The sequence below is a fragment of the Microvirga massiliensis genome, assembly GCF_001006805.1.
GTDB classification, from domain to species: Bacteria; Pseudomonadota; Alphaproteobacteria; order Rhizobiales; family Beijerinckiaceae; genus Microvirga; species Microvirga massiliensis.
Genome location: NZ_LN811352.1, coordinates 358,875 through 381,319, shown reverse-complemented (window position 1 = coordinate 381,319; position 22,445 = coordinate 358,875). Strand labels below are relative to the sequence as shown.

At 63.7% G+C, this 22,445-nt stretch carries 24 protein-coding genes and 1 pseudogene; 14 read left to right on the top strand and 11 right to left on the bottom strand.

Features of this window, described 5'->3' with window-relative positions; genetic code table 11:
- Positions 1-92 precede the first annotated feature (92 nt).
- Complete coding sequence (locus BN1233_RS49610) at positions 93-1,586, bottom strand: CBS domain-containing protein (RefSeq protein ID WP_063776621.1); 1,494 nt, start codon at positions 1,584-1,586, stop codon at positions 93-95.
- A gap of 300 nt (positions 1,587-1,886) precedes the next feature.
- Here BN1233_RS49610 and BN1233_RS10710 point away from each other — a divergent pair, with 300 nt between their 5' ends.
- The 3 genes from BN1233_RS10710 (at position 1,887) to BN1233_RS10700 (ending at position 4,665) form a co-directional block, all read left to right on the top strand.
- Positions 1,887-2,870 carry an MDR/zinc-dependent alcohol dehydrogenase-like family protein gene (locus tag BN1233_RS10710; RefSeq protein ID WP_244470667.1) on the top strand — a complete coding sequence of 328 codons (984 nt, stop codon included), beginning with the start codon at positions 1,887-1,889 and terminating at the stop codon, positions 2,868-2,870.
- Positions 2,871-2,884: 14 nt separating this feature from the next.
- Positions 2,885-3,895, top strand: a complete 1,011-nt coding sequence (locus tag BN1233_RS10705; RefSeq protein WP_046863533.1) for a Gfo/Idh/MocA family protein — start codon at positions 2,885-2,887, stop codon at positions 3,893-3,895.
- A 104-nt stretch (positions 3,896-3,999) separates the two neighbouring features.
- Positions 4,000-4,665, top strand: coding sequence for an RraA family protein (locus BN1233_RS10700; protein ID WP_082145359.1), 666 nt, complete (start codon positions 4,000-4,002; stop codon positions 4,663-4,665).
- 14 nt (positions 4,666-4,679) lie between these two features.
- Here the strand turns inward: BN1233_RS10700 and BN1233_RS10695 are convergent, their stop codons facing one another.
- The gene (locus BN1233_RS10695; RefSeq protein WP_147707135.1) at positions 4,680-4,964 is read right to left on the bottom strand and encodes a hypothetical protein; all 285 of its coding nucleotides are present in this window, start codon (positions 4,962-4,964) and stop codon (positions 4,680-4,682) included.
- Between the two features lie 151 nt (positions 4,965-5,115).
- On the opposite strand from BN1233_RS10695, the gene BN1233_RS10690 reads away from it, so the two are divergent.
- Positions 5,116-5,322, top strand: a complete 207-nt coding sequence (locus BN1233_RS10690) for a hypothetical protein (protein ID WP_046863531.1) — start codon at positions 5,116-5,118, stop codon at positions 5,320-5,322.
- A gap of 159 nt (positions 5,323-5,481) precedes the next feature.
- Positions 5,482-5,877: a PRC-barrel domain-containing protein gene (locus BN1233_RS10685; RefSeq protein WP_046863530.1), complete on the top strand. Its 396-nt coding sequence runs from the start codon at positions 5,482-5,484 to the stop codon at positions 5,875-5,877.
- 67 nt (positions 5,878-5,944) lie between these two features.
- Here the strand turns inward: BN1233_RS10685 and BN1233_RS10680 are convergent.
- The 3 genes and pseudogenes from BN1233_RS10680 to BN1233_RS10670 all read right to left on the bottom strand — a co-directional run bounded on the left by BN1233_RS10680 (position 5,945) and on the right by BN1233_RS10670 (position 9,030).
- Positions 5,945-6,144: pseudogene (locus BN1233_RS10680) on the bottom strand (CsbD family protein).
- A 65-nt stretch (positions 6,145-6,209) separates the two neighbouring features.
- Positions 6,210-7,766 carry a bifunctional aminoglycoside phosphotransferase/ATP-binding protein gene (locus BN1233_RS10675; RefSeq protein WP_046863529.1) on the bottom strand — a complete coding sequence of 519 codons (1,557 nt, stop codon included), beginning with the start codon at positions 7,764-7,766 and terminating at the stop codon, positions 6,210-6,212.
- 115 nt (positions 7,767-7,881) lie between these two features.
- The gene (locus BN1233_RS10670) at positions 7,882-9,030 is read right to left on the bottom strand and encodes an AI-2E family transporter (protein WP_048707712.1); all 1,149 of its coding nucleotides are present in this window, start codon (positions 9,028-9,030) and stop codon (positions 7,882-7,884) included.
- 444 nt (positions 9,031-9,474) lie between these two features.
- On the opposite strand from BN1233_RS10670, the gene BN1233_RS10665 reads away from it, so the two are divergent.
- From BN1233_RS10665 to BN1233_RS10630, 7 genes are all read left to right on the top strand, one after another.
- Complete coding sequence (locus tag BN1233_RS10665) at positions 9,475-10,458, top strand: ABC transporter substrate-binding protein (protein ID WP_046863528.1); 984 nt, start codon at positions 9,475-9,477, stop codon at positions 10,456-10,458.
- Between the two features lie 687 nt (positions 10,459-11,145).
- On the top strand, positions 11,146-11,550 hold the full coding sequence (locus BN1233_RS10660; RefSeq protein WP_046863527.1) for a hypothetical protein: 405 nt from the start codon (positions 11,146-11,148) through the stop codon (positions 11,548-11,550).
- A gap of 161 nt (positions 11,551-11,711) precedes the next feature.
- Positions 11,712-11,912, top strand: a complete 201-nt coding sequence (locus tag BN1233_RS10655; protein ID WP_046863526.1) for a hypothetical protein — start codon at positions 11,712-11,714, stop codon at positions 11,910-11,912.
- Positions 11,913-12,452: 540 nt separating this feature from the next.
- Positions 12,453-12,710, top strand: a complete 258-nt coding sequence (locus BN1233_RS10650) for a DUF1127 domain-containing protein (protein ID WP_046863525.1) — start codon at positions 12,453-12,455, stop codon at positions 12,708-12,710.
- 40 nt (positions 12,711-12,750) lie between these two features.
- Positions 12,751-12,987 (top strand): hypothetical protein, encoded by a 237-nt coding sequence (locus BN1233_RS10645; protein ID WP_046863524.1) that lies wholly within the window; start codon positions 12,751-12,753, stop codon positions 12,985-12,987.
- A gap of 350 nt (positions 12,988-13,337) precedes the next feature.
- On the top strand, positions 13,338-14,738 hold the full coding sequence (locus BN1233_RS10635; RefSeq protein ID WP_046863522.1) for a selenium-binding protein SBP56-related protein: 1,401 nt from the start codon (positions 13,338-13,340) through the stop codon (positions 14,736-14,738).
- Between the two features lie 2 nt (positions 14,739-14,740).
- Positions 14,741-15,412: a hypothetical protein gene (locus tag BN1233_RS10630; protein ID WP_046863521.1), complete on the top strand. Its 672-nt coding sequence runs from the start codon at positions 14,741-14,743 to the stop codon at positions 15,410-15,412.
- Between the two features lie 581 nt (positions 15,413-15,993).
- Here BN1233_RS10630 and BN1233_RS10625 read toward each other — a convergent pair.
- The 6 genes from BN1233_RS10625 to BN1233_RS10600 form a co-directional block, all read right to left on the bottom strand.
- Entirely contained in the window at positions 15,994-16,971 is a 978-nt protein-coding gene (locus BN1233_RS10625) for a Bug family tripartite tricarboxylate transporter substrate binding protein (RefSeq protein WP_046863520.1), read from the bottom strand.
- A gap of 363 nt (positions 16,972-17,334) precedes the next feature.
- Positions 17,335-17,556, bottom strand: coding sequence for a flagellar basal body-associated FliL family protein (locus tag BN1233_RS10620; protein ID WP_052763752.1), 222 nt, complete (start codon positions 17,554-17,556; stop codon positions 17,335-17,337).
- A gap of 56 nt (positions 17,557-17,612) precedes the next feature.
- On the bottom strand, positions 17,613-17,852 hold the full coding sequence (locus BN1233_RS10615; protein ID WP_046863903.1) for a DUF2188 domain-containing protein: 240 nt from the start codon (positions 17,850-17,852) through the stop codon (positions 17,613-17,615).
- 210 nt (positions 17,853-18,062) lie between these two features.
- Complete coding sequence (locus BN1233_RS10610; RefSeq protein WP_046863519.1) at positions 18,063-18,317, bottom strand: DUF2171 domain-containing protein; 255 nt, start codon at positions 18,315-18,317, stop codon at positions 18,063-18,065.
- Between the two features lie 190 nt (positions 18,318-18,507).
- Entirely contained in the window at positions 18,508-18,711 is a 204-nt protein-coding gene (locus BN1233_RS10605) for a hypothetical protein (RefSeq protein WP_046863518.1), read from the bottom strand.
- Positions 18,712-18,923: 212 nt separating this feature from the next.
- Positions 18,924-19,187, bottom strand: a complete 264-nt coding sequence (locus BN1233_RS10600; RefSeq protein WP_046863517.1) for a hypothetical protein — start codon at positions 19,185-19,187, stop codon at positions 18,924-18,926.
- Between the two features lie 823 nt (positions 19,188-20,010).
- Between BN1233_RS10600 and BN1233_RS10590 the strand changes: the two genes are divergently transcribed.
- Both BN1233_RS10590 and BN1233_RS10585 read left to right on the top strand, forming a co-directional pair.
- Entirely contained in the window at positions 20,011-20,889 is an 879-nt protein-coding gene (locus BN1233_RS10590; protein ID WP_046863515.1) for a tyrosine-type recombinase/integrase, read from the top strand.
- Between the two features lie 12 nt (positions 20,890-20,901).
- Positions 20,902-22,107, top strand: coding sequence for an IS91 family transposase (locus tag BN1233_RS10585; RefSeq protein ID WP_046863514.1), 1,206 nt, complete (start codon positions 20,902-20,904; stop codon positions 22,105-22,107).
- Positions 22,108-22,445 lie beyond the last annotated feature (338 nt).

Here is a 22,445-nt window from a genome sequence, read left to right as displayed (position 1 = left end):
TGTGATGGGTGGTGCGTATTGCCTACGGGTTTCGGAGCAGAGCGCCCTTATATCGCGAAGGGCGCCCGATGATCACTGTCGTGCGAAGCCCCTTACTTGTTCTGGCCCGGCATCGCTTCTTCTGTCCTCGTGCCGGCGGCACCGGCCGTGCCAGTCCGGGCGGCCGACGTCCCGCCGCTGACCGTGCCTCCACCGCCGGTACCGAGTTGCGTGCCGGCTATGCCGGTCTCGCCTGACGTGCGCATCCCTTCGGCTGGCTCCACTCCTCGAGTACCGCCGGACCTGCTTCGCGATTGCGCTCGCAGATTGTTCTGAACGTGCCGAATGCCCCGCACCCTTTCGACGAGGTCCTCGGCCCGGCGCTTGTCGGCCCGGTTCGGCACGGTCCCGGTGAGCGTGACTTCGCCGTTCTCGACGCGCACGTCGATCTCGGATGCATCGACATGCGGATCCTCCATCAGCCGCTCGCATACATCTTCCCGGATGCGCTCGTCGGGTCGCGTGTAGCCTTTGGGCCCTTTCCCGCGGTGCCTGCCTTGGTCGTGGCGGTCCTCCGCCGTCTCGTTCGAAAACCGGATGCCGCCCTCAGTCGAACGGCCTTCACGGCCCCTCACCATGCCCCGGTCGTGGTTCTCCTCGCCCTCGGAACCCCACCGGCGCGGTGTGCCGTCGCGATAGGAGCCATAATCGCCGAAATACCCAGGACCACCGGCACCGCCACCCTGCGCGCCCTGGCCATAGTCCGCGCCGTAGTTGCTGTAGCCTTCCCCACCGTAGCCACCGCGCATACGACCGGGGCCTTCGCCTTCGCCCTCGCCGTAGCCCTCGTTGAAGCCTCCCGCGAAAGTGGCGCGCCGGTCATCCTCCTCCCGGAAGCGGAACCCGCGATCCGCTTCCTGCCGCCAATCTTCGCCGGAGCCGCGTTCGGCTCGGCGCAGGTCCTCGTCGCGCAGGCAGCGGCTGCCGTAATCCCGATAGTCCTCCGGGTAGCTCTGAAGGTCACCCTGGGGCGGGCCAACATCGGATGCGCCACCGCCGAAGCTGTCGCGGTTCTGGGCAGGCGCCCGGCGCCGTCGCTCCAGTTCGCGCTGCTCCTCTTCGCTCAGGCGCGAACCCGATTGATCACGGGTACGGTCCGCGCGCGCGGTCGTCGGCGTGCCCGTTCGGTCCGGCTCGGACGGCGTGGAGATACGCTGCAGCGCTTCCCGGACGCCGGGAGCGTTGTCGGTCGCGAAATCGCCGAGCGCCACGATGCCGACGAGACGGCGGTCGTCATCGACGACAGGCATGCGGCGGATCTGCTTCTCGCTCATGTGCATCAGCACTTCGTGGGCATCGTCGTCCTCGAAGCACCATTGCAGGCTGCGCGACATGATCTCCTCGACACGGTGCCGATCCGGCGCGACGCCCGTTGCGGTCGATCGGACCGCGATGTCACGGTCGGTGATCATGCCGAGCAGACGCCGTCCGTCACAGACGGGCAGAACGCCCACGTTCATGTCGTCCATGAGCCGCGCGGCCTCCCGCACGGTACGATGGGGCTCGATCACGCGTACGTCGCGTGTCATCACGTCGGCGACTTTCATGGGCTCTCCTCGCGCGTTTCGATGGAGCCGCTGCATGCCACGTGGAATGCGACAGTCCGGATTCCCCGAGCAGGCACCGCTTCGGCGAGCTAACGTCTCAGTGGCAGGTCGGTTGCGGGAGGCGTTGGGCGAGGCCGGGAGGGGCTCAGGTGGTGGGCCCTGCGAGCCGGTACCGGACGTCACTTCCACGTCGGAGCGCATAGCTCGACAGTTCCACTCCGGTGCCTAGTTCTGTCGTGCATGCAGGCGGAGATGGAATTGAGACACCTGACGCTAGATGACGGCTCCGGGGCACGAGCCATGAGCGGAGCTCCAACTCCGGTACGGACCATGCAAGCGGCTTTCCTGGCCGGGCCCGGACAGATGCGAATGAAGGAGATTGATCTCCCGGAGCCCGGAGCAGGGCAGGTGCGCATCCGCCTGGAGGGGTGCGGCGTCTGTGCATCGAACCTCGCCCCTTGGGCAGGTCCGGAGTGGATGCAATTCCCAACGGAGCCAGGCGCGCTCGGACACGAGGGGTGGGGCGTGGTCGACGCCGTCGGAGAGGGCGTCCACGGGCTGACGGTCGGCGACCGCGTCGCGGCGCTCTCATACAAGAGCTACGCCGAATACGATCTCGCCGATGCGAGCGCAGTGGTCCGGCTCCCGGACACGCTCGAAGGGCAACCGTTCCCGGGCGAGCCGCTCGGCTGCGCCATGAACATTTTCCGCAGGAGCGGGATCGAGTCGGGGCAAACGGTTGCGATCGTCGGCATCGGGTTCCTTGGAGCGATCCTGACCCGCCTCGCGACGGATGCGGGCGCGCGCGTCATCGCCATCTCGCGGAGGCCCTTCTCGCTGGAGGTCGCCCGCAACATGGGAGCAGCGGAGACGATCCCGATGGAGGACCACAACGGGATCATCGGGCGGGTGAAGGAACTGACGGACGGCGTCTTCTGCGACCGCGTGATCGAGGCCGTCGGGAAGCAATGGCCGCTCGACCTCGCGGCGGAACTGACGCGGGAGCGCGGGCAGCTGATCGTGGCCGGGTATCACCAGGACGGTCCGCGGCAGGTCAATATGTGGCTCTGGAACTGGCGCGGCCTCGACGTGATCAACGCGCACGAGCGCGACCCCGCGGTTTACATGCAGGGCATGCGCGAGGCGGTCGACGCGGTCGCATCGGGCCGCCTCGATCCACGCCCCCTTTACACGCACACCTTCCGTCTCGACCGCCTGGATGAAGCCCTCAACGCCACGCGCGACAGGCCCGACGGGTTCCTCAAGGCCCTGGTGATTCCGTGACGACATCCGCTGCGATGGAAAAGCTGCCGGCGACCTCGCTCGCCCGTCCGCGCCTGGGCTTTCTCGGTGTCGGCTGGATCGGCCGGCTTCGCATGGAGGCCATTCTGGCCGCCGATGCCGTGGAGGTCGCCGCGATCGCCGAACCTTCTCCCGACATGGCGGCGGCGGCCAGGCAACTCGCGCCAGACGCGGCGATGGTCTCCACGCTCGACGATCTCCTCGATCTCGGAGTGGATGGTGTCGTGATCGCGACGCCGAGCGCGCTGCACGCGGAGCAGTCCATCAGGGCGCTGGAGCGTGGCGCAGCTGTGTTCTGTCAGAAACCGCTGGGGCGCACGGAGGCCGAGGTGCGCACGGTGGTCGAAGCGGCGCGTGCGGCGGACCGGCTCCTGGGCGTCGATCTCTCGTATCGCTTCACGGAAGGCATGCGCCGCATCCGCGACCTGGTCCGATCCAGGGAGCTGGGGCGCATCTATGCGGTCGACCTCATCTTCCACAACGCCTACGGGCCCGACAAGGCATGGTTCTACGACCCCGTGCTCTCTGGTGGCGGGTGCGTGATGGATCTCGGAGTCCATCTGGTCGATCTCGCCCTCTGGACGCTCGATTGTCCGGGCGTCTCTGCGGTTTCGGGAAAGCTCTTCGCGGACGGCGAGCAACTGGGTCCGCGCCCGGATCGGGTGGAGGATTACGCTGTCGCCACGCTAGAGCTCGACACGGGAGCTGTTGTTCAGCTCGCCTGCTCGTGGCGTCTGCAGGCGGGATGCGATGCCATGATTTCCGCGGCCTTCTACGGCACGGGCGGCGGTGCGGCGCTCCGCAACGTCGACGGCTCCTTCTATGATTTCCGCGCGGAGCGCTACCGCGGCACGGCGCGGGAGGTGCTGGCCAATCCGCCGGATGCATGGGGCGGGCGCGCCGGCGTCGATTGGGCGATGCGCCTGGCGGCCGGGGAGCGTTTCGATCCGGCTGCGGAGCGACTGGTGGACGTCGCACGCGTGCTGGACCGGATCTACGGGCGGTAGTTCCGGCTCCGTTGCCCGTTCGCTTCGGACGAGCAAGATGATCTTGTCGAAGCTTCCCCTGCACTGCACGGTGTACATGCGTCCGCTCGTCACGAACAGGAGTCATGATGGCCACCCGAATCTCTCTTCCGCCGGAGGCTGCACCACTTCCGCGTGAAGCCTTGCAGGCTTGGTCCGAGATCCCGACGACGATCGCCTCCGACGTCTCCGGCGGCCGCCTGCTGATGGATGCGAAGATCCGGCCGTTGCGCCCGCAGGGCGGTACGCGGCTACTCGGTCCGGCGGTCACTGCCTGGTGCGAGCCGGCCGATATCGGGGCCGCCATTCATGCGATCGAGATCGCTCGGCCGGGAGACGTGGTCGTGATCGACGCGGACGGTTCTTTGCTGACGGCCGTGGTGGGAGAGCATCTGTGCGGCGTTGCCAGACGCAAGGGGATCGCAGGCCTCGTTGCCAATGGCGCTGTTCGCGACGTCGCGGCTCTGGCGGTGTGGACCGATTTCCCGGTATTCGCGCTCGGCAGCACGGCGCGGGGACCAGTTTCCATCGAGCGCGGGTCCGTGAACGGCAGCATCATCTGCGGCGGGATTGCCGTGAGGCCGCATGATCTCGTGCTCGGAGATGATGACGGCGTGATCGTCATCCCGCGGGAGGATGCGGAGACATGGTTGTCTCGCGCGCGTGAGAAGCTCGCGCTCGAGCAGGAATGGGACCGGCGACTCTCTGCGGGTGAATCGATGCTGCAGGTATTCGGGATCGCCGAGCCGTAGCCCCCACTCTCGGGCTATCGCGCCGACACCCGGCGATTGATCCAGACCGTCGCCTGCATGCTCGTCCAGGCCGACAGCACCAGGAAATCGTGCCATTTGCCGTCGCGCGCGAGAAGCCGCCGCACGTCGTAGTCGATGACTGGCCCAGCGGGTTCTGGGACGTTCTTCGAACGCGCATCATTGCTATGGGGAACTCGGAGTGCCGTGGGCAGGCTCATGCGCTGCTCGCCATGCACGGCACATCCCAGCCCGTCGAAGGGGCCGCCGACGCATCGGAGCGTTCTCTCACCAACGGGCATGTCGCTTCCTCTCTCGGGCTCGCTCGAAATGCGTCCCGACATCATAAATGTGCTTTCACATGGACCATCCGCAACGGTAGCAGTATGCTCGTCGTCGTTCAGAGGGGCAGGGGCCAGCTTACCCGGGTTTCGCAGCCAGGAGGGCCTTTGCATGACCGGACATTCGGTTCATCTCAAGTTGGACGGGAGGACCTATTCCGGGACCTATATGGTCGACCGGAAAGTTCTCACGGTCACCACTCCATACGGTAAGAAAGCCAGTCAGATCGGCCAGCACGTCGGACAGGAAGCCCTCGCCAAGCAACTCCTCCAGGAAATCGTGCTGGAGGAGAAATCCCGGAAGGGCTCGCGCATCTGACTGCCGCACCGGCGCGGGCGAGCTAGAGTTGCTGAAGGTCTTTCCCCTCGCCATTGTCAGACGATTCCACGACTACCCGCCGATATCGATCGTAGTGCCATCGCGGAACCGCGGCGGTGTGAGCGCATTTGCCTCTGACAACTTAAACGGAGCGAAACAATGCGCCGCATCTTCATCGCCCTTACCGGTCTGGCCCTCGTGGCCGGAGCGGCGTCAGCTCAACAAGCGGTGACAACGACGACCGAGACCTTCGTGACCGCCAAGCCGACGGACGTGCTAGGGTCCAACCTCATCGACCTCAACGTCACCAACAACGCCAATGATACGATCGGCGAAATAAAAGATCTGGTTCTCTCACAGGGCAACCTGACCGGCTATGTCGTCTCGGTCGGCGGCTTTCTCGGCATGGGTGAGCGCTATGTCATCGTTCACCCCAGCGCCGTTAAGGTCAGCTATACAGAGAACGACAGAAAATGGCACGCCGTCATGAACGCTACCAAGGATCAGCTCAAGGCGGCACCCGAGTTCAAGTATGAGGGCCGCTGGAAGCGCTGATTGGTTCCGCTGCTCGCTACATTTGAAAGGCCCCGTTTCCCGGAGCCTTCCTTGGCATTTGGAAAGGCTACCAGGTCTGACGGTGGTACCAGTCGTCTACGTCCTGACGCACGCGGTCCTTCTCGAGGCCATAGCGCTCCTGAATCTTGCCTTCGAGCTGATCACGCCGACCATTGATGACGTCGAGATCATCGTCGGTGAGCTTGATTGCTCCTTGATGCGGCCCTTGACCTGCTTCCAATTTCCTTCGACCCGGTTCCAATCCATTGTGTGGCTTCCTCTACGCTGTGGACCGCGGAGCTAACGTCAGTAGGCCAGCGGAGGTTTCTAGCCTAAGCCTGCGAAATGCCGGCCGGGCGATCCGTTCTCCGGTTCGGTTCGAGCGTGCGCAGGATCTGATCTCTCGACAGCCCTGCATCCCGCGATGCATCGATCTGCGTCCAGGAGACGGGGCCGGCATCTCTCGCGAATTGCATATGGACCACCTCGGCGGTGGCGTCCGAGGGGCCGCCCCGACGGGCCGTGACCCTGGCCGTGAGCGTCTCGACGGGTGCGTGAAGCCAGAACCCGTGGAAGCGCGCCTGGGCGACCTGCGCGACACGCTCGATGCGGTCCCTCTCATCAGGGCGAGCGAAGACAGCGTCGGCAATGGCAGCATAGCCGGAGGCGAGAACGCGGCCGGCCTCATGGTCCAGCTTCTCGTAGACTTCTGCCGACCTCTCGGCGCTGTAGGAGGACGGCGGGAGCTTCTGGTCCACCGGGACGCTATGCATCAGCTTCCGAAGCCGGTCACTGTTGAGCACACGGGCACCGGGGGCGGGGCCGAGGTCCGGCGCCAGGAGCGATGCAACGGTGGACTTGCCGGTTCCGCTGAAGCCGCCGATCGCAACGAGGACAGGAGGGGAGGGGGCAAGCAGGCTGTGGGCGAGCTCGTGGTAATGACGAGCCTCGCGCATCAAACCGGGGACTGCATGCGGATCCGAATTCTTCGCCTGAGCCGCAGTGACATGCGCGCGAACGGTCGCGCGAATCGCCATGAAATACGGAACGAGCGCCAAGCCATCGGTTTCGTCGCACTCGTCCAGGTAGCGGTTCAGGGCGATGTTGGCGAGGGTGCGTTGATCCCGGTACCAAAGGTCCATGAGCAGGAAGGCGACGTCGTACAGGAGATCCGTCGTTGCCATGCTCTCGTCGAACTCGATGCAATCGAAGAGCGTCGGCCTGCCTTCGAAGAGACAGATGTTGCGCAGTGTGAGGTCACCGTGACAGCGCCGCACCTTCCCAGCGCGCCGGCGCTCCTCGAGGAGTCTCCCGTGTCGTTCGAGGTCCCGCTGGAATTGCGCCAGGAACACATCGGCCTCTTCGGCGGAGATCAGGTCCGTCGCGCGCAGGGACCGGTCGTTGATGTCGAGAACGGCAGCGATGCCCTGCATCCCACCGTGATCGAAGCTGACCGAAGCCTCTTTGTGAAACTCTGCAATCCGTCGCGCAGTCTCCGTCATGATCGCCGGCGTGAGAGCGCCGTGTTGCGCCATGCGGTCGAACAGGCAATCCTGGTCGAAGCGGCGCATCTCGAGAACCGCGTCGACCAATCGCCCTTCGCCCGACCAGGCGAGTTCCCCATCGGCGTCGCAGGTCACTTCGTGTACGCCGATATAGATTTCCGGCGCCGTCCGCTTGTTCAGCTCGTATTCCGTTCGGCATGCAGTGAGGCGACGATCCGGCGTCGAGTAATCGAGATAGGGAAACCGCACATGCCGCTTCAGCTTGTAGGCTCTATCGCCTGCGAGCACGATGATCGAACCATGGGTCGTGATCACATCGACATCGTCCGAGCCGCCGACTTCGCGTTTGACGAATCGGAGCACCTCCTGCTCATTCACATCCATTGCCTCGGCCTCTCCTCGATCGTGTGTTGTCGGATTGCGCGTGCCGCGGCCCGGGCTCGCAGTGTCCTCTCATATCCCTGGAGCAACGTTCGGGAAGCGAGGGCCGTTCGGCCGCTCACCGGGAGATCCGACTCTCGACGAGGTCCTGCGGGGTTCGGAGCCTCACGCGGAAAAAGTCGAAGATCACCCGCATCGTCGCGAGCGTCGGAACGGCCAGCAAGACACCCATGATCCCGGCCAGGGCGCCGCCCGCGATGACACCCAGGAAGACGAGGATGGCGGGCACCCTGATGGTCTGGGCCTGGATCCGGGGCGTCAGGACGTTTCCCTCGAGCTGTTGGATCGCCAGGAACAGGAGCCCGGTGAGGATTGCCGCCTGGGGGGAGATGGAAAACGCCACCAGCAGTGCCGGCAGAGCGCCGAGCCAAGCTCCGAGGAAGGGAATGACCGCCGTGATCGAGACCCAGGCCCCGAGCGCGAGAGAATAGGGGACGCCGATCAGGACGAGTGCCGTCGCCGACGCCGTGCCCTGGATCGCCAGCACGAGGGCCAGCCCACCGAGATAGCGCGACAGCGTGTGGCCGAGGGTGTCCCAGAACTCCAGGGCATCGTGCCGATAACGACTCGGCACGCTTTTAAGAAAGGTCGCCTTGAACGAGCGCACATTGGCCAGCAGGGAGGCAGCGACGAAGATCACTGCAAAGAGCGAGAGGGCGTAGCTGAATGTCCCGAAGAGCAGCCCCATCGTGTGGCCGAGCACGTTGTCGGTGATCACGCCAAGGCTGTTCCTGAGATCGTCGGTCAGCCGGGCCGCGACTATCTCCGGCGTATCCGGCAGAAGGTCTCTCGCGTCCAGCGCGTCGAGCGCCCTGACAAAATACCTGTCGAGGTTATGCACGAGGCCTGGCAGCGCAGTGGCAAGAGCGCCAGCCTGCGACACGACGACAGGCACGAGAATGTAGGCCAGCAGGAGCAATATCGCGAGCAGGATCAGGAACGAGAGCAGTATCGCTACGCCGCGTGGCATGTACTGGGCAAACAGATGCACCGGGAAGGACAGGATGAGGGCAACCGCAAAACCCGCAAGAGCAATGGCGGGAACGAGCGGCACGGCCCAGAGTACCAACAGGAGCAAACCTGCCAGGGCGACGAGGATGAGATTCCACGTCAACCTCGAAATCAGGATCGGCGTCGGCCCGCGACGCCGGATGATCGTGCGCTCAAGAGACGCACCATACTCGCGATGCAGGTTCCTCAGCTCCATGATGCTCTCAAAGGACCAGGGAGGGCGCTACCGGCAGCAGTTGCTGCGCCGTAGACAGCCCGGAGCGGCGATATGCGGGTGGACCGGTTTTCGGTCGGTCGGTTTTCGGCCATGGCAGCTCGCGCAAGTGCGATCCTCCCTTGGCCGATACAACTAGCAGAGTTGGGGAGCAGAACGAGCCTCTCCGGAGGTCCCCATGGCCGTGCTACGCCTCACGGCGATTACACCGCCTCCATAAGGGCTCGTCCTCGAGAAGGGCTGGATTGCACCGAGAAGCGGTCGTTCGGCCTACTTCCGGGTTGTGCCACAACCGGATATTCCCTCTCGCGGGCGGCGCTATGAGGCGGGGAGCGACACGCACCCACATTAGCCGCGTCCCGCCGCTTGCCCGACACACTCCTTGGGGGGATGCTGCAACCGCGCCCTTGTCCGGGAGGCACTCGAATGAGGCGGCGAGAGTTCATCGCGGTTGTCGCGGCGATCTTTCCCGGCGCGCGGCTGCTGTGTCCGGCCCATGCTCAGACGAGCGCTATCAGGCGCATCGGCGTCGTCTACCAGGGCGGGCTTTACGAGGCGAGCATCGAGGGGCTGCGCGCGGGACTCAGGGCGGCCGGGCTTGAAGAGGGCCGGCACGTCGCTCTGCTCCTGCGCAACGCCAGAGGCGATTTGGCGCCCGCGGAAGCGGCGGCACGCGCCCTGGAGCGCGACGAGAAGGTCGATGTGATCGTGGCGATCGGCACGAGCACGGCTCTCGCGGCCAAGCGGGCCACCACCGCGGTTCCGATCGTGTTCGCGGCCGGAGCCGACCCGGTCGCGGCCGGGCTCGTCGAGAGCATTGCAACGCCCGGTGGACGGCTGACCGGCTTTCACTTCTTGACCGTCGATCTCACGGCGAAACGGCTCGAAATCCTGCGCGAGATCGTGCCGACGCTTCGCCGCATCGTCACCTTCTACGACCCGCGCACGCCGGGCGCGGTCTTGAGCATCGCGGCGCTCCGCGAGGCGGCCGGGACACTGGACATCGAGGTGGTGGCGCAACAGGTTACTTCCCCCGAAGAACTCCGCGGCCGTCTGCGCACCCTGAGCGCGGCCCAAGCAGAGGCTTTCTTTTTCGTCGCCGACTTCCTGGTCATCAACCACGCGCCGCTGGTGATCGAGGCGGCCAACGCCCTACGCCTGCCCTCCATGGCGACCCAACTCGGTGCCGTCAGGGAGGGCGCTCTTGCCGGTTACGGGCCCGACTGGCGGGAATACGGGCGCCGCCCGGCGCGGTATGTCGCCCGCATTCTCGCCGGTAGCCTGCCCCGCGATCTCCCTGTGGAGATCATCAATCAGCCGGCGCTGGCGATCAACCTGAAGACCGCCAAGGCCATCGGGTTCGACATTCCGCCCTTGCTCCTCGCCCGCGCCGACGAGGTGATCGAGTAGGCCCTCGCGTGTGCGCGAGAACCCCGGCACCGGAATTCCGATCAGACGCTTTGCGGAGCCGGGATAGAGGTGCGTCTGAGCGTATGCGGAAAACTCCGCCGGCACGTCAGGACGTGGCTCAGCTTCAAAGAGCAGGACGCGATCCGCCGCAGCCTCACCGCCGCCCGACTCGGGCGACATCATTTCAAGCCGTGTTTTTCAAGCTAAAGGAAGCTGGCCCATGAAATGTAGCAAACGATCGTTTGCCTTCGCCCCCGTACTCTTCGCAATGCTTCTGTCCTCGGATACGGGAAAACTCAGTGCGCGCAACGCCGATCTCGCCCCTCGCGTCTTCGCGGCGGCTCAAACCGCTAATCGGCAATGTACGAATACCTGTCGTGCACGATATCGCGACTGTCTGTCCTTGAAGCAAATAGCATCCTCCGAGTGTCGGGGCGTTTACCGGGATTGCACTCGCTTTACTTGTAATGCGGCGCAGAGATGACTGACGAGGAGCCGGTCTTCAGATGCAAGTGATGACGGCGACGGTGGCATTGTGCGGCAGTGAAGCTATGCGCGCGTCGGGCGCCGATCCCACCTTCCGTTATCGGAGGCGCCTTTATGGGACAGGCCGCGCGACGCCGCCGTGCGTGAGGCTGGTGGCCCTTTCGGCTGGGGATCGGTACGCCAGAAAGGAGGGAGGGCCCTATGTCACTCATCAAGGATCTCCTCGAGAAACCTGCCAATCTAGCTGTGGCGTCCAGGTACACGGTGGTGAACGGTTTCATCTATCTCGGAATCGGGGCGCTACTCATTGTTTGGCCGGGTGTGGTGCAGACATTGTTTATGGAATCTGCCTTCGTTGGGCATGAGGAAGGGCTCATTCGGGTAGCAGAGCTGTCGATTGCCGTCATAGGTTGGTTCTACATTTTCGGCGGTCGTTCGAATGCCCGACAATTTGTAGCCGCATCGGTAGTCGACCGGTTTTTCGTCCCAATCGTGCTCGTGCCTCTTGCGATGGCTGGGGTGTTTCCTCGTCTGCTGCTGACCCTTGCTGTTCTCGATCCGACCCTCGCGATCGGCGCCTGGGTGCTTCGCGATCGGAAGGGGTAAATACGGAAGAACGCGACCCTAGCGCGATTGGACCGGGTCGGCCGCGTTGCAATTTTGAGGGCATTCCGAGCGCCCGAACTTCTCGCCGGCGAGAGGTTGGTTCGGTGCCGAACCATTGCCGAGCGGCGGCTCTTCACAGCGCAGTCAAAGGAGCAAGCACCGTGCGGCCAACCCGGGACGAGATCGAGGCGATGGCGCGGGCGATCCGGGTTCAACTGCGTATCGGTCGTAAGCCCGAGGACTGGGACGAGCAACCCGACGATGAGAAGGCGTTGGCGCGCAGGCTCGCCAAGGCTGCAGCGCAGGCGCTCACTGACCATCGTGCAAGGCGGAGTGACCGCTTCGGCAGCCCCGACGAATAACCCGGGAACGGTTCGGCCTAGCAGGGCCGAACTGTTCCACACGGCTGTTCCCGCCTCGCTATGTGGATGCGCGCGTGAAGCGCCGCGCGTGTGTTGCAACCAAGTTGAAATGTCTCTTTTTGCGCAAAGTAGAACTGTCGGTCAGGCCGGGCGCGACGGACCTGGGGCGGTGCGCAGACCTTATCGGCGCGCCAGGCGATCGAACCAGAGACACATACTTACTGGATGACATCTCAGGGAAAGGCCACGGGGCCGAGGTCATCTCAGAGGGCCGCGTCGACGCTGGAATTATCCAACCTCCAGCCTCACCCTGATTGCGCAATTTGCAGAAGCTGAAGACGGACAGCGCTGGCCTGCATCGACCGGCACGATAGCCGTGTCCATCGGAGCGCGCCGCTCCCTGCGCTCGCCTGGTGTGAGCCCTCGTCCTCGCCCTCCTTGCGTGAGGTAGATCACGGAAAACGCCGAGACGCTCCGGCAAGGTATTCTTGCGATCGGAGCAGCCGTCGCGAATGGCTGCGCAACGCCGGGAGCACGATCATGTCCAGTTTGAGCCATGCTGTAGTCTCCATCCCCTTTGCCGGCAGCGATGCGCATGGGAGCGGCATCGGAGTGAAGCGGCTGGCCGCTCACTTCATTGCCCTGCTCACGGAGGCAAGACGTCGGGTCGCCTTGCATCGCGCCCGCCGTGAGCTCTTCGAGAGGCCCGATGATCTGTTGAAGGACATGGGTCTCGCCCGATCCGAGATCGCTTGGGTTGTGGAACACGGCCGGTTCGGTCACGCGAGCCGCAAGTGATCCCATTGCCTCGCCGTATCCTGCCTCTCGTGGAGGGATCATGTCAGACGAGCTGGACCCTCTGGTGCGCGATCTCGTCGAGTGGCTCGCCAAGGAGCCGCGCCGCTACGGGGAGGTGATGGAGGCTTGGCGCACATCGTGTCCCAGGCTCACCGTCTGGGAGGAGGCGCTCGACCGTGACTTCCTTGAGCGCAGGGTCGTTGAAGGGCAAGCCTTCGTGTTCGTGACCGATCGTGGCGAGGCCTTCTTGAGGGCTAGCCGGCGCGTCATGCCGTGACCACCGTTATCGCCTGACCTCTCCCTGGGCGGGCCCGCTCACCCGGGCTTTTTTAAGAACAGCGCAGAGGTTCACATGAATGACTGCCCTCGACCTTAAGGTGGAAGTTCTGCGAAGGTCAGCTTGGTGCTAGTAAAAGACGTCGCGGCAGCTTTACTCGATCACCTCGCCGGCGCGGGCGAGTAGCGTCGGCGGTACATCGAGGCCGAGCGCCTTGGTAGTCTTGAGGTTGATCACCAACTCGAACTTGGTCAGCACCATGATACCGCTCGAGCTGCTCGGAAAGGCGCACACGAGCCAACCTGCCAAGAGGCAGTCGTGCGCCTCGAAGCAAACAGGGAAGAACTCCAATGACAATGAGGCCTGATCCGACCTTCCACGCCTCCCCGAAGCTTGCGATGGAAGCTCCGCCGGAAAACTTCGCCTACACGTTACTGCTCAGCCCGGACTTCTCGAAGCCCGACGCGCTCGCAGTTATCGACGTGAAGCCCGGCTCGTCCACATTTAGCCAGATCGTCCACACGGTGACGATGCCCAACACGGGCGACGAGTTCCACCATTTCGGTTGGAATGCCTGCTCGTCGGCATTGTCGCCGCTCACCGGCCACGCGTTCCTCGAGCGGCGCTACCTGATCATCCCCGGGCTCCGGTCCTCGCGTATTTATATCGTGGATACGAAGCCCGACCCCACCAAGGCAAAAATCCACAAGATCATCGAGCCCGAGGAGGTATTTCGGAAGACCGGCTATTCGCGGCCCCACACTGTCCACTGCGGTCCGGAAGGCATCTATGTCAGCACGCTCGGCGGCGGTGGTGAGGATGGCACCAATGGACCACCTGGCGTGTTCATCATGGACTGCGAGACGTTTGACATCCTCGGCCGGTGGGAGATCGATCGCGGACCCCAGAAAATGCACTATGACTTCTGGTGGAACCTGCCCCGCGACTACATGGTGACGAGTGAGTGGGGGCTGCCGCCCCAGTTCGAGAACGGGATCGTGCCGGAGGACTTGCTCGCGAACAAGTATGGCCATCACATCCACTTCTGGGATCTGCGGGCCCGGCGCAACGTCCAGACAATCGATCTCGGCGCCAATCACCAGATGGGGCTGGAGGTGCGCCCCGCGCACGATCCCGTTCGCGAGTATGGGTTCCTGGGCGTCGTGGTCGACACAACGAACCTCGAAGGCTCGATCTGGACCTGGTGGCGCGAAGGCGGCAAGTTCCACGTCGAAAAGACCGCGACGATCCCGCCCGAGACGGCGTCCAAGGACCAGCTGCCGCCCCTCCTGCAGGGGTTTGGCGCAGTGCCGCCGCTGGTGACCGACATCGACCTTTCGATGGATGACCGGTTCCTCTACGTCGCCTGCTGGGGAACCGGCGAGATGCGTCAGTACGACGTCACCGACCCCAGGAAGCCGAAGCTTGCAGGCTCGGTCCACGTCGGCGGCATCGCTCGCCGTACGCCCCACCCGAGCGGCAAGGTGTATGCAGGTGGTCCGCAGATGGTCGAGATTAGCCGTGACGGCAAGCGGGTCTACTGGACCAACTCGCTCTACTCGACGTGGGACAACCAGTTCTATCCCGACGGCGTGCCAGGCGCTGAGGTCATGGCCCATGTGAACGCGAGCGGCGGCCTCGAGCTGGCCAAGGACTTCTGGGTGAGCTTCCCCGACGGATACCGGGCGCATCAGATCCGGCTCGACGGCGGCGACTGCTCGACGGATTCGTTCTGCTATCCGTCGGTTTGATTTTGACCGAAGCGGAGTGGACACCTGCCGGGCTGTGGCTGGCTGTCGTCGCGAGCGGCCTCTATCATGGATTGAACCCCGGAATGGGATGGCCGCTCGCCGTTTCAGCTGGGCTGATGGAAAGGAGTTCACATGCCCTCGTGGCGGCACTCTTGCCGCTAACGGTCGGCCACCTGCTGGCAATGTTCGTGGTGACCCTTCCCTTCGCGCTGCTGGTCACCCTCGTCGAATGGCAGCAACAAATCCAGATTGGCGCCAGTCTCCTAGTCATCGGGTTCGGCATCTTCCGGTTCGTCAACCAGCGTCATCCGCGAGGGCTGGCGCGGATACGACCGACGCAACTGGGGCTCTGGTCCTTCGCCGTAGCGATCGCGCATGGAGCGGGACTGATGCTTGTGCCGATCTATCTTGGGCTCTGCCGGGTCGCCGACCTCGACAAGGGCCATGAGGCGGCAGGCGCGCTCATCAATGCTAATCTGGGCATGGCCGTCCTGGTCTCCGTCGTCCACTCTGTCGTGATGATCGCAGCCGGCGGATTCTTGGCGTGGCTCGTCTACCGCTACCTGGGTCTCAGGTTCGTGTCGCGGAGTTGGTTCAATCTGGATGCGACTTGGGCCTTCAGTCTCGTCTTGGTAGGTGCTCTATCGCTTGCGATCAGCCTGATGAGCCGGTAGTCGCATTGCGATCGTTCGGACTCACGGTCGTAACTCAATCGCAGGTTAAGACCCCTCATCCTGTGAGATTGCTCTGCCCCGCTCTATATTTAATGCCCGCTTCAGACCGAGGCTGTGAGAACGCGAAACGACAACCTGATCCCGAGACCATTTTTCCGATTAACCGTGGAATCCGCGCTGGTTCGGCTTCAAACATCCCAGCGGTGCAACTCATTTAGATTATTCTTCTGCGCTGGCTTGGGGACCATGAGTTTGCACGCAGCCTCGGTCAAACTGCGACTTAGAAAGGGTGTGTCTGAAGGTCCGCTCTCCGTCGTCATTCAGACGCTGGTCCAATATAAGCGCTTGGGCGATCTCGACGACTCCGGAGATGCCCTGAGAGGAACATCGCTTTCGGCGATCTACTGAACGATCAGAGCTTGGATCACGGGTTCCTTGGCCGCGCCCTTGCTGCGGATCTGCATTCTCGGTTCATCAGGCGGGATGCCGGGCTATGGCTGGTGCGGCATTCTACGGTGCCGCCGCCGCATTGCCGTATCGCTGTCTGTCGCCCCCTCAGAGTAGCTTTGTCGAGGCCCCACTCAGGTTCTTACGCCCGCCGCCTTGACCACATCTGCCCATTTCTGGATTTCCTTGGGCAGCGTCTCCATGACAGCAGTTCCCGGGCGCAACTCCAGCACGATGCTCTGCTCAGCGAGTTTCTGCTGGACCGTGGGCTGCGCCAAGGCCTTTGACACGGAAGCAAAGAGGTGCTCGACGACAGGTGCCGGCGTCCCCACAGGCGCGAAGAGGACGAACCACGCGTCTGCGTCAACGCCTGGCACGCCGACCTCAGTGGTGGTGGGTACCGCGGGCAGGCGCTCGATGCGCTTGTCGCGGGCCACGGCCAGCGCCCTCAGATCGCCGGTCTCGATAAAGGGCAGGACCGTCGGAACGGATATGATCGCAACGTCGATGCGACCACCAAGCAGTTCCTGGACCAACGGGCCCGCTCCCCTAAAGGGCACGTGGACCAATTCCTCGATGCCAGTCTGCTTGCGGAACAGCTCCATCGCCAGGTGCGACGACGAGCCGGGGCCTGTCGACCCATAGGTCAAGCCGTCGGCCTTCGACTTCGCCAGCGCTACAAAATCCGCAACAGTTGAAGCGCTCAGATCCTTTCGGGTCACCAGAAGGTGCGGAATGACGGCGAGGCCGGCGACCGGGACGAAATCCTTGACCGGATCATAGGAGAGGTTCTCAAGGAGGCTCGGGTTCGTCGCGTGGGTTTGCTGCGTCCCCAGAAGCAGAGTGTAGCCATCCGGGGCAGCTCGACTGACGGCGGCGCTGCCGAGGGCACCGGATGCGCCGCCCCGGTTCTCGACCACGAGATTGGCGCCAAGATCCGCCGCCATGGCGTCACTCAGAATGCGGGCCACAACGTCGACGGATCCACCCGGAGGATAGGGTACCACCACCGTGACAGGCCGACTGGGATAGGTTTGTCCTTCCGCGGCCCCGGTCAGCGCGGATCCCACAAGGACGAGCGAGCCTGCGATGACGTGACGGCGTGATACCATGGTGTGTGCTTCCCAGCTTTAGGCAAATGTCAATGATCGGCCTGAAGCGTGAAGCTCAATGAGCCCGCCTCGGCCGACCGAAAAGCCCGTGTTCCAGCCCGAGCGGATGCCGTCAAGTTATCTCAGTAACGGATCGGCAGACTGCGACAAAGATTCAGACTGCGACAAAGATAGTGAGCGTCTGAAGGTCGCTGTCCGTCGTCATTCAGACGCTGGCTTAAGATGAGCGCTTGCTCGTCAGCTGTCGCATCGGGAAATAAATTTGCCTTAAGCCGCGGAAGTCTCGTCCGGATAACCACAAGGGCGGATAAACGATCTCGACGACTTCGGAGACGGCCTAAGAGGAGCATTGCCCTCACCGACCTATTGAACGATCAGAGCTTGGATCACGAGTTCCTTGACCGCGCCCTTGCTGCGGATCTGCACACGCTCGTTCAGATCCTCGCGCAAGTGAAGGAGACCACTCGGCCCCTGGATCTGCGCCAGCGACACGGTCCGCAAGTAGGCGAGGGTGTCCTGACGGATCTCACTAGCCCAAACGTCATTCGCTCCGTCGGCACTTGTCTTCGCGACACCACTGGTCACAGCGGGGAGCGTGCTGGAGCGAAGTCCAGACCCATATAACAGATCTCAGCGCGCGCTCAGCCCTTAACGTCGGTCTGCGGCCGGTCGCTCCCTGTCGAGAGTTCCTCGTGCCACCGCCCCTCCTTGTCCTCATACGAGATCTCCGTCGAGTCGCCCGGGACAACCTGCTCGTGGGCGGCCCTCTCCGCCGCCCTGCGGGCATCGTCATGGGACGGGAACGGCTCCGAGAGGACATCGCCGACTTTGTAAGCCCATCCCCCATCGTGCTCGACAATCTCGTAGGTGATCTTGGTCATCATAGCTCCTCGAAGTTGAAGCTTGGATCCCTTCGGAGCACCCCATCGGCGCTCAGTATAGGAGCCCAGCCGTCACAACGTAACCTGCTCGGGCCTTGGCCAGCTCGCGGCGGCCCGGCTTTGCAGGCACGTTATCCCTCTGCGGCACAATTGATCGCCACCCCCGCTCCGTCGAGCGGTTGAAGGCCGCACCGAGGCCTCCCGTCGATGCTAAGCACTCCCGTCTGCTTCCTCTTCAAACATCACCGCAACATCTGCGTTCGCGGACAGACGGACGTTCTCGCCTTCGATCTCAGCAACCAGGGAGGTTGGAATGTAGTGATGATGCCCTTTGTGAGTACCTTGCCCGCTATCTCGCTTGATCAGCTTGATGCGGTTGCCCTCCAGCCGGTCGACGGTCCCGATGTGAACACCGTCAGCTCCAATAACTTCCATGTGTTCGCGAATTGCTCTTGTGTCGGCCATTTTACCTCTCCTGTCCTGTCGTGATTACAACTGAACGCTGGTGACGGGCCTCCTGCGGCAAGGAGCCACCGATGGCGGTGCAGCGGCTGAGCAGATGTGCACCAGAGGCGGCAGTGACTTGTCTCAGCTTGGCCGATTGCTGCGATGAGTTGACTGCACGCGCGAACCGCCGGGGCAGTGATCACGATCCTCATGGCCTCCGTGACGAGAGCTCGCCGCGCCGCTTCAATAGGAGTTCAAGTTCTGCTTCCTGTTCGGCAATGCGACTTGAGGTCAGGTCCTCATCCGCAGCGCCAGAAAAAGCTGCCGCTTGCTCAACCAACTCGCGCAGGTTTTCCCGTAGCACCGCTATGCGCTCGTCGATCTCCGGGATGGTTGACGGAACGTCGGCCATTTAGAATCTCCTGGTTCAGCTTAGGGCTGCGCTTGGGTCTGCAGCAGTCGGCTCTGACGGGGCCGCCTGATTTCGGAAATCGACATCTCCGTGCTGTTGATCCCAGCGAGGACGAGTGGGTGATCCACAGCGAGGACGAGTGGGTGATCCACAGCGAGGACGAGTGGGCAATATTATCATGGGAATTCGCCGAAGCGGGGCCTGACGGAGTATCAGGCGCCAAGCTCAGGGCGCTTCAGGGATCGAATCCGGGAGGACAGTTCCGCCGCGCCGGTCTCGTCGGCCAATCGGGCGGCCTCCTCCAGCGCTTCGCTCCAGACCGCTCGTGCCCGGCTGGCGCGCTCCAGAAGAGCCGAGACATCGACGGGGCCGGGACGCGTCCCGATCCATGCCGGCGGGTCGCTGGCCGGGAACGACTCCAGGCTAGCCTCCTCCACGGGATCGATGTCATCGGATCTCAGTTCCTTGGTCGCCATGGCGCTCCTCCTTTGATCAGCCCTTAGGCCTGTCGGAGCATGACGGTGGCATCCGCCCGGACTCGCTAGGGCGCGAGGCCGCTTCGATCGATTTGGATCGCCGGGACCTGCAATCAAGAGAGAATTGGCAGCCGGTCCGCCGACCTGGCCGGGAGCAGTTCAGCAATAACCAGGGAACTTGCCGCTGAGACGAAACCGGGAGCCCTCGGTGCAGGTCTGGGTCTGATTCTGCGAAGGGCACGCGCGCAACCGATCCAAGTGGAAGTCGCGTTTGGATAACCGCAACGGCAGATGAATGATCGCAACGGCTTCGGAGGGGCCCCTGAGGGGACCATTGTCCCTCACCGACCTACTGGACAACCAGAGTTTGGATCACGAGTTCCTTGACCGCGCCCTTGCTGCGGATCTGCACACGCTCGTTCGAATCCTCTCGCAAGTGAAGCTATTCATGAGAGTCAGCAAAGCTCAATTCGTGATCAGCTTCCCGACCAGGATGCCCGCGTCCTTTGGCTTGATACGACAGCAAGCTGTCGTGGGGCTTGCCGCTACACCCGCCAACCCCTAGCCCCGCAAACAGACCACCTCAGCCCCAAGTACCTGAGCCAGAAGGTCTGCTCACCTCGTGATTACGGACGTTCGGTCTACTTCCGCAACGTGCCAAAGAACGAACCCGCTCTCGCGGGAGCGCGCTGCGCGCGAGGGCCGGAGCCAGTGGCGCTACTGGAGTGATATGACCGGGTGAGCGGGATACGGTGACAGGCCGGGCATCCCGTCTTGAGGATCGAGGGGTCAACAACCTCCACCTCAAGACAGGAGCACCCCGATGAGTGAGAAGCCCATCAGCCCGCTGCGCCGGCGCATGATCGAAGACATGACCGTGCGCAACTTCGTCGAGAAGACGCGCAACGACTATATCCGGCACGTCCGGACCTTCACAGCCTTCCTCGGACGTTCGCCGGATACCGCGACGGCGGAGGACCTTCGCCGCTTCCAGCTGCATCAAACGCAGACCGGCGTGCGTCCGCCGAGCATCAACAGCTCGGTTGCAGCGCTGCGCTTCTTCTTCACCGTAACCCTCGACCGACCCGAGATGGCGCGGCACCTCACCTTCGTGCGTGAGCCGCGCAAGATTCCGGTGGTCTTGAGCCCCGAGGAGGTCGCGCGGCTGCTGGAGGCCGCCCCCGGACCGAAGTACAAGGCCGCGCTGAGCGCCGCCTACAGTGCGGGTCTGCGGGTCTCCGAGGTGGTCGCGCTGAAGGTGTCGGACATCGATTCCGAGCGCCTGCTGCTGCGGATTGAGCAGGGCAAGGGCCGCAAGGATCGTTTTGCGATGCTCTCCCCAAAGCTGTTGGACCTGCTGCGCGATTGGTATCGCATCGCCCGGCCGACAGTCTGGCTGTTCCCGGGCCGCGATGCGATGCTGCCGATGACGACGCGGCAGTTCAATCGCGCCGTTCATGCCGCCGCCGGCATGGCCGAGATCAAGAAGCGGGTGACGCCGCACACGCTCAGGCACAGTTTTGCGACGCACCTGCTCGAGCAGAACATCGACATCCGCCTGATCCAGGTTCTGCTCGGGCATGCCAAGCTCGAGACCACCGCGCTCTACACGCAGGTCGCCACCAACGTGATCCGCGCGGTGATGAGCCCGCTCGATCGTCTCACGCCGCTGACAGCCCAGAGGTCCGAACCGCCGGCATAAGGCGCGCAAGCCGTGGTCCGTCCCGCTCTGGAGGTCGCGGATATCTTCCGCGGCCACGGACCGGCGTGGCGCCAAGCCAATGCCGGCCATGTGAGCCTCGGCCAACTGAAGGTCATGTCGGCGATCGAGCGCTGCCGCACGGCGGCGCTCGGCGGTCATGTCGCGCGCTGCGAGGATTGCGCCTACACGACCATCGCCTACAACTCCTGCCGCAACCGGCACTGCCCCAAATGCCAGGGCGCGGCGGCACGAGCCTGGCTCGCCGAGCGCCAGGCCGAGCTCTTGCCGGTGCCCTACTTCCACGTGGTCTTCACGCTCCCGGCGGCGATCGCCGATATCGCCTCCCAGAACAAGGCGGTGGTCTACGATCTGCTGTTCAGGGCCGCGGCCGAGACCGTTCTCACGATCGCGGCCGATCCCAAGCACCTCGGCGCCCGCATCGGCATCACCGCGGTGCTGCACACCTGGGGCTCGATGATGACCCACCATCCGCACGTGCACATGATCGTGCCGGGTGGCGGCATCTCGCTCGACGGCTCACGCTGGGTGTCGTGCCGGCCCCGCTTCTTCCTGCCTGTGCCGGTATTCTCCAAGCTGTTCCGTCGGCTGATGCTTCAGAAGCTCCTCGCCGCGCACAAGGCCGGCCAGCTGCAGTTCTTCGGCCAGCATGCCCATCTCGCCGCGCGCGAGGCTTTCGCGGTCCACTTGGCGCCGCTGCGCAGGCTCAAATGGTACGTCTACTCAAAGCCCCCGTTCGGCGGACCCGAGGTGGTGCTTGCTTATCTGTCGCGCTACACCCACCGCGTCGCCATCTCCAACCGCCGGCTGATTGCGTTCGACGAGAACGGCGTCACCTTCAGCTATAAGGATTATCGCGCCGACGGCCGCGCGCAGTACAAGGTCATGACCCTCGCAACGGATGAGTTCATCCGCCGCTTCCTCAGCCACGTCCTGCCGAAGGGCTTCCACCGCATCCGCCATTACGGGCTGTTCGCCAGGTCCCCCTGCGCCGACAATATCGCGCGGGCGCGCGAACTTCTCGCCGTCCCAGAGCCCCAAGGCGAGCCGACCGATGCTGATGTCACCGATCCCCACGAGCCGCCGACCCTCTCGGATCCCTGTCCGTGCTGCGGCGGCCGCATGATTATTATCGAGACCTTCGCGCGCGGCTACCAGCCATCGACGACAACCGGTCCCATCAGGATCGACACGTCATGACCACGACCATTGGATTGCGACGACCCAGTGTTGATCTCGCCTCTCGCTGGTCCTCGACCGGTTGCGATTACGCCCGGTCATCTGCGCCGTGCGGCCATCACAGCAAGCCCGCAACGGCTACACTCAACGACCATCTCAACCATCAACCCGAGCTACTGTCGCCTACTAGTCGCGTCATTACTCGCGCCCAAGCGCTTTACGCTCCTTCGCACACACCTTCCGGGTCAGCCAAATCCCCATAGCCAAGTGCGCGGCACCCCCTGCGCACCATCGCCCGCGGGTTCGTTCCTTGGCGACTTTCGGACGCCGGCCACCGTGCACGTGGCTCCGTCGTCCAT

Coding starts and splice junctions, on each gene's coding strand:
- BN1233_RS10615 (WP_046863903.1), bottom strand. CDS start 17,852: ATGACCAAGATCACCTACGAGATTGTCGAGCACGATGGGGGATGGGCT.
- BN1233_RS10635 (WP_046863522.1), top strand. CDS start 13,338: ATGACAATGAGGCCTGATCCGACCTTCCACGCCTCCCCGAAGCTTGCG.
- BN1233_RS10600 (WP_046863517.1), bottom strand. CDS start 19,187: ATGGCGACCAAGGAACTGAGATCCGATGACATCGATCCCGTGGAGGAG.
- BN1233_RS10650 (WP_046863525.1), top strand. CDS start 12,453: ATGTCCAGTTTGAGCCATGCTGTAGTCTCCATCCCCTTTGCCGGCAGC.
- BN1233_RS10670 (WP_048707712.1), bottom strand. CDS start 9,030: ATGGAGCTGAGGAACCTGCATCGCGAGTATGGTGCGTCTCTTGAGCGC.
- BN1233_RS10605 (WP_046863518.1), bottom strand. CDS start 18,711: ATGGCCGACGTTCCGTCAACCATCCCGGAGATCGACGAGCGCATAGCG.
- BN1233_RS10695 (WP_147707135.1), bottom strand. CDS start 4,964: ATGCCCGTTGGTGAGAGAACGCTCCGATGCGTCGGCGGCCCCTTCGAC.
- BN1233_RS10665 (WP_046863528.1), top strand. CDS start 9,475: ATGAGGCGGCGAGAGTTCATCGCGGTTGTCGCGGCGATCTTTCCCGGC.
- BN1233_RS10685 (WP_046863530.1), top strand. CDS start 5,482: ATGCGCCGCATCTTCATCGCCCTTACCGGTCTGGCCCTCGTGGCCGGA.
- BN1233_RS10705 (WP_046863533.1), top strand. CDS start 2,885: ATGGAAAAGCTGCCGGCGACCTCGCTCGCCCGTCCGCGCCTGGGCTTT.
- BN1233_RS10625 (WP_046863520.1), bottom strand. CDS start 16,971: ATGGTATCACGCCGTCACGTCATCGCAGGCTCGCTCGTCCTTGTGGGA.
- BN1233_RS10590 (WP_046863515.1), top strand. CDS start 20,011: ATGAGTGAGAAGCCCATCAGCCCGCTGCGCCGGCGCATGATCGAAGAC.
- BN1233_RS10645 (WP_046863524.1), top strand. CDS start 12,751: ATGTCAGACGAGCTGGACCCTCTGGTGCGCGATCTCGTCGAGTGGCTC.
- BN1233_RS10660 (WP_046863527.1), top strand. CDS start 11,146: ATGTCACTCATCAAGGATCTCCTCGAGAAACCTGCCAATCTAGCTGTG.
- BN1233_RS10610 (WP_046863519.1), bottom strand. CDS start 18,317: ATGGCCGACACAAGAGCAATTCGCGAACACATGGAAGTTATTGGAGCT.
- BN1233_RS10700 (WP_082145359.1), top strand. CDS start 4,000: ATGATGGCCACCCGAATCTCTCTTCCGCCGGAGGCTGCACCACTTCCG.
- BN1233_RS49610 (WP_063776621.1), bottom strand. CDS start 1,586: ATGAAAGTCGCCGACGTGATGACACGCGACGTACGCGTGATCGAGCCC.
- BN1233_RS10690 (WP_046863531.1), top strand. CDS start 5,116: ATGACCGGACATTCGGTTCATCTCAAGTTGGACGGGAGGACCTATTCC.
- BN1233_RS10675 (WP_046863529.1), bottom strand. CDS start 7,766: ATGGATGTGAATGAGCAGGAGGTGCTCCGATTCGTCAAACGCGAAGTC.
- BN1233_RS10710 (WP_244470667.1), top strand. CDS start 1,887: ATGAGCGGAGCTCCAACTCCGGTACGGACCATGCAAGCGGCTTTCCTG.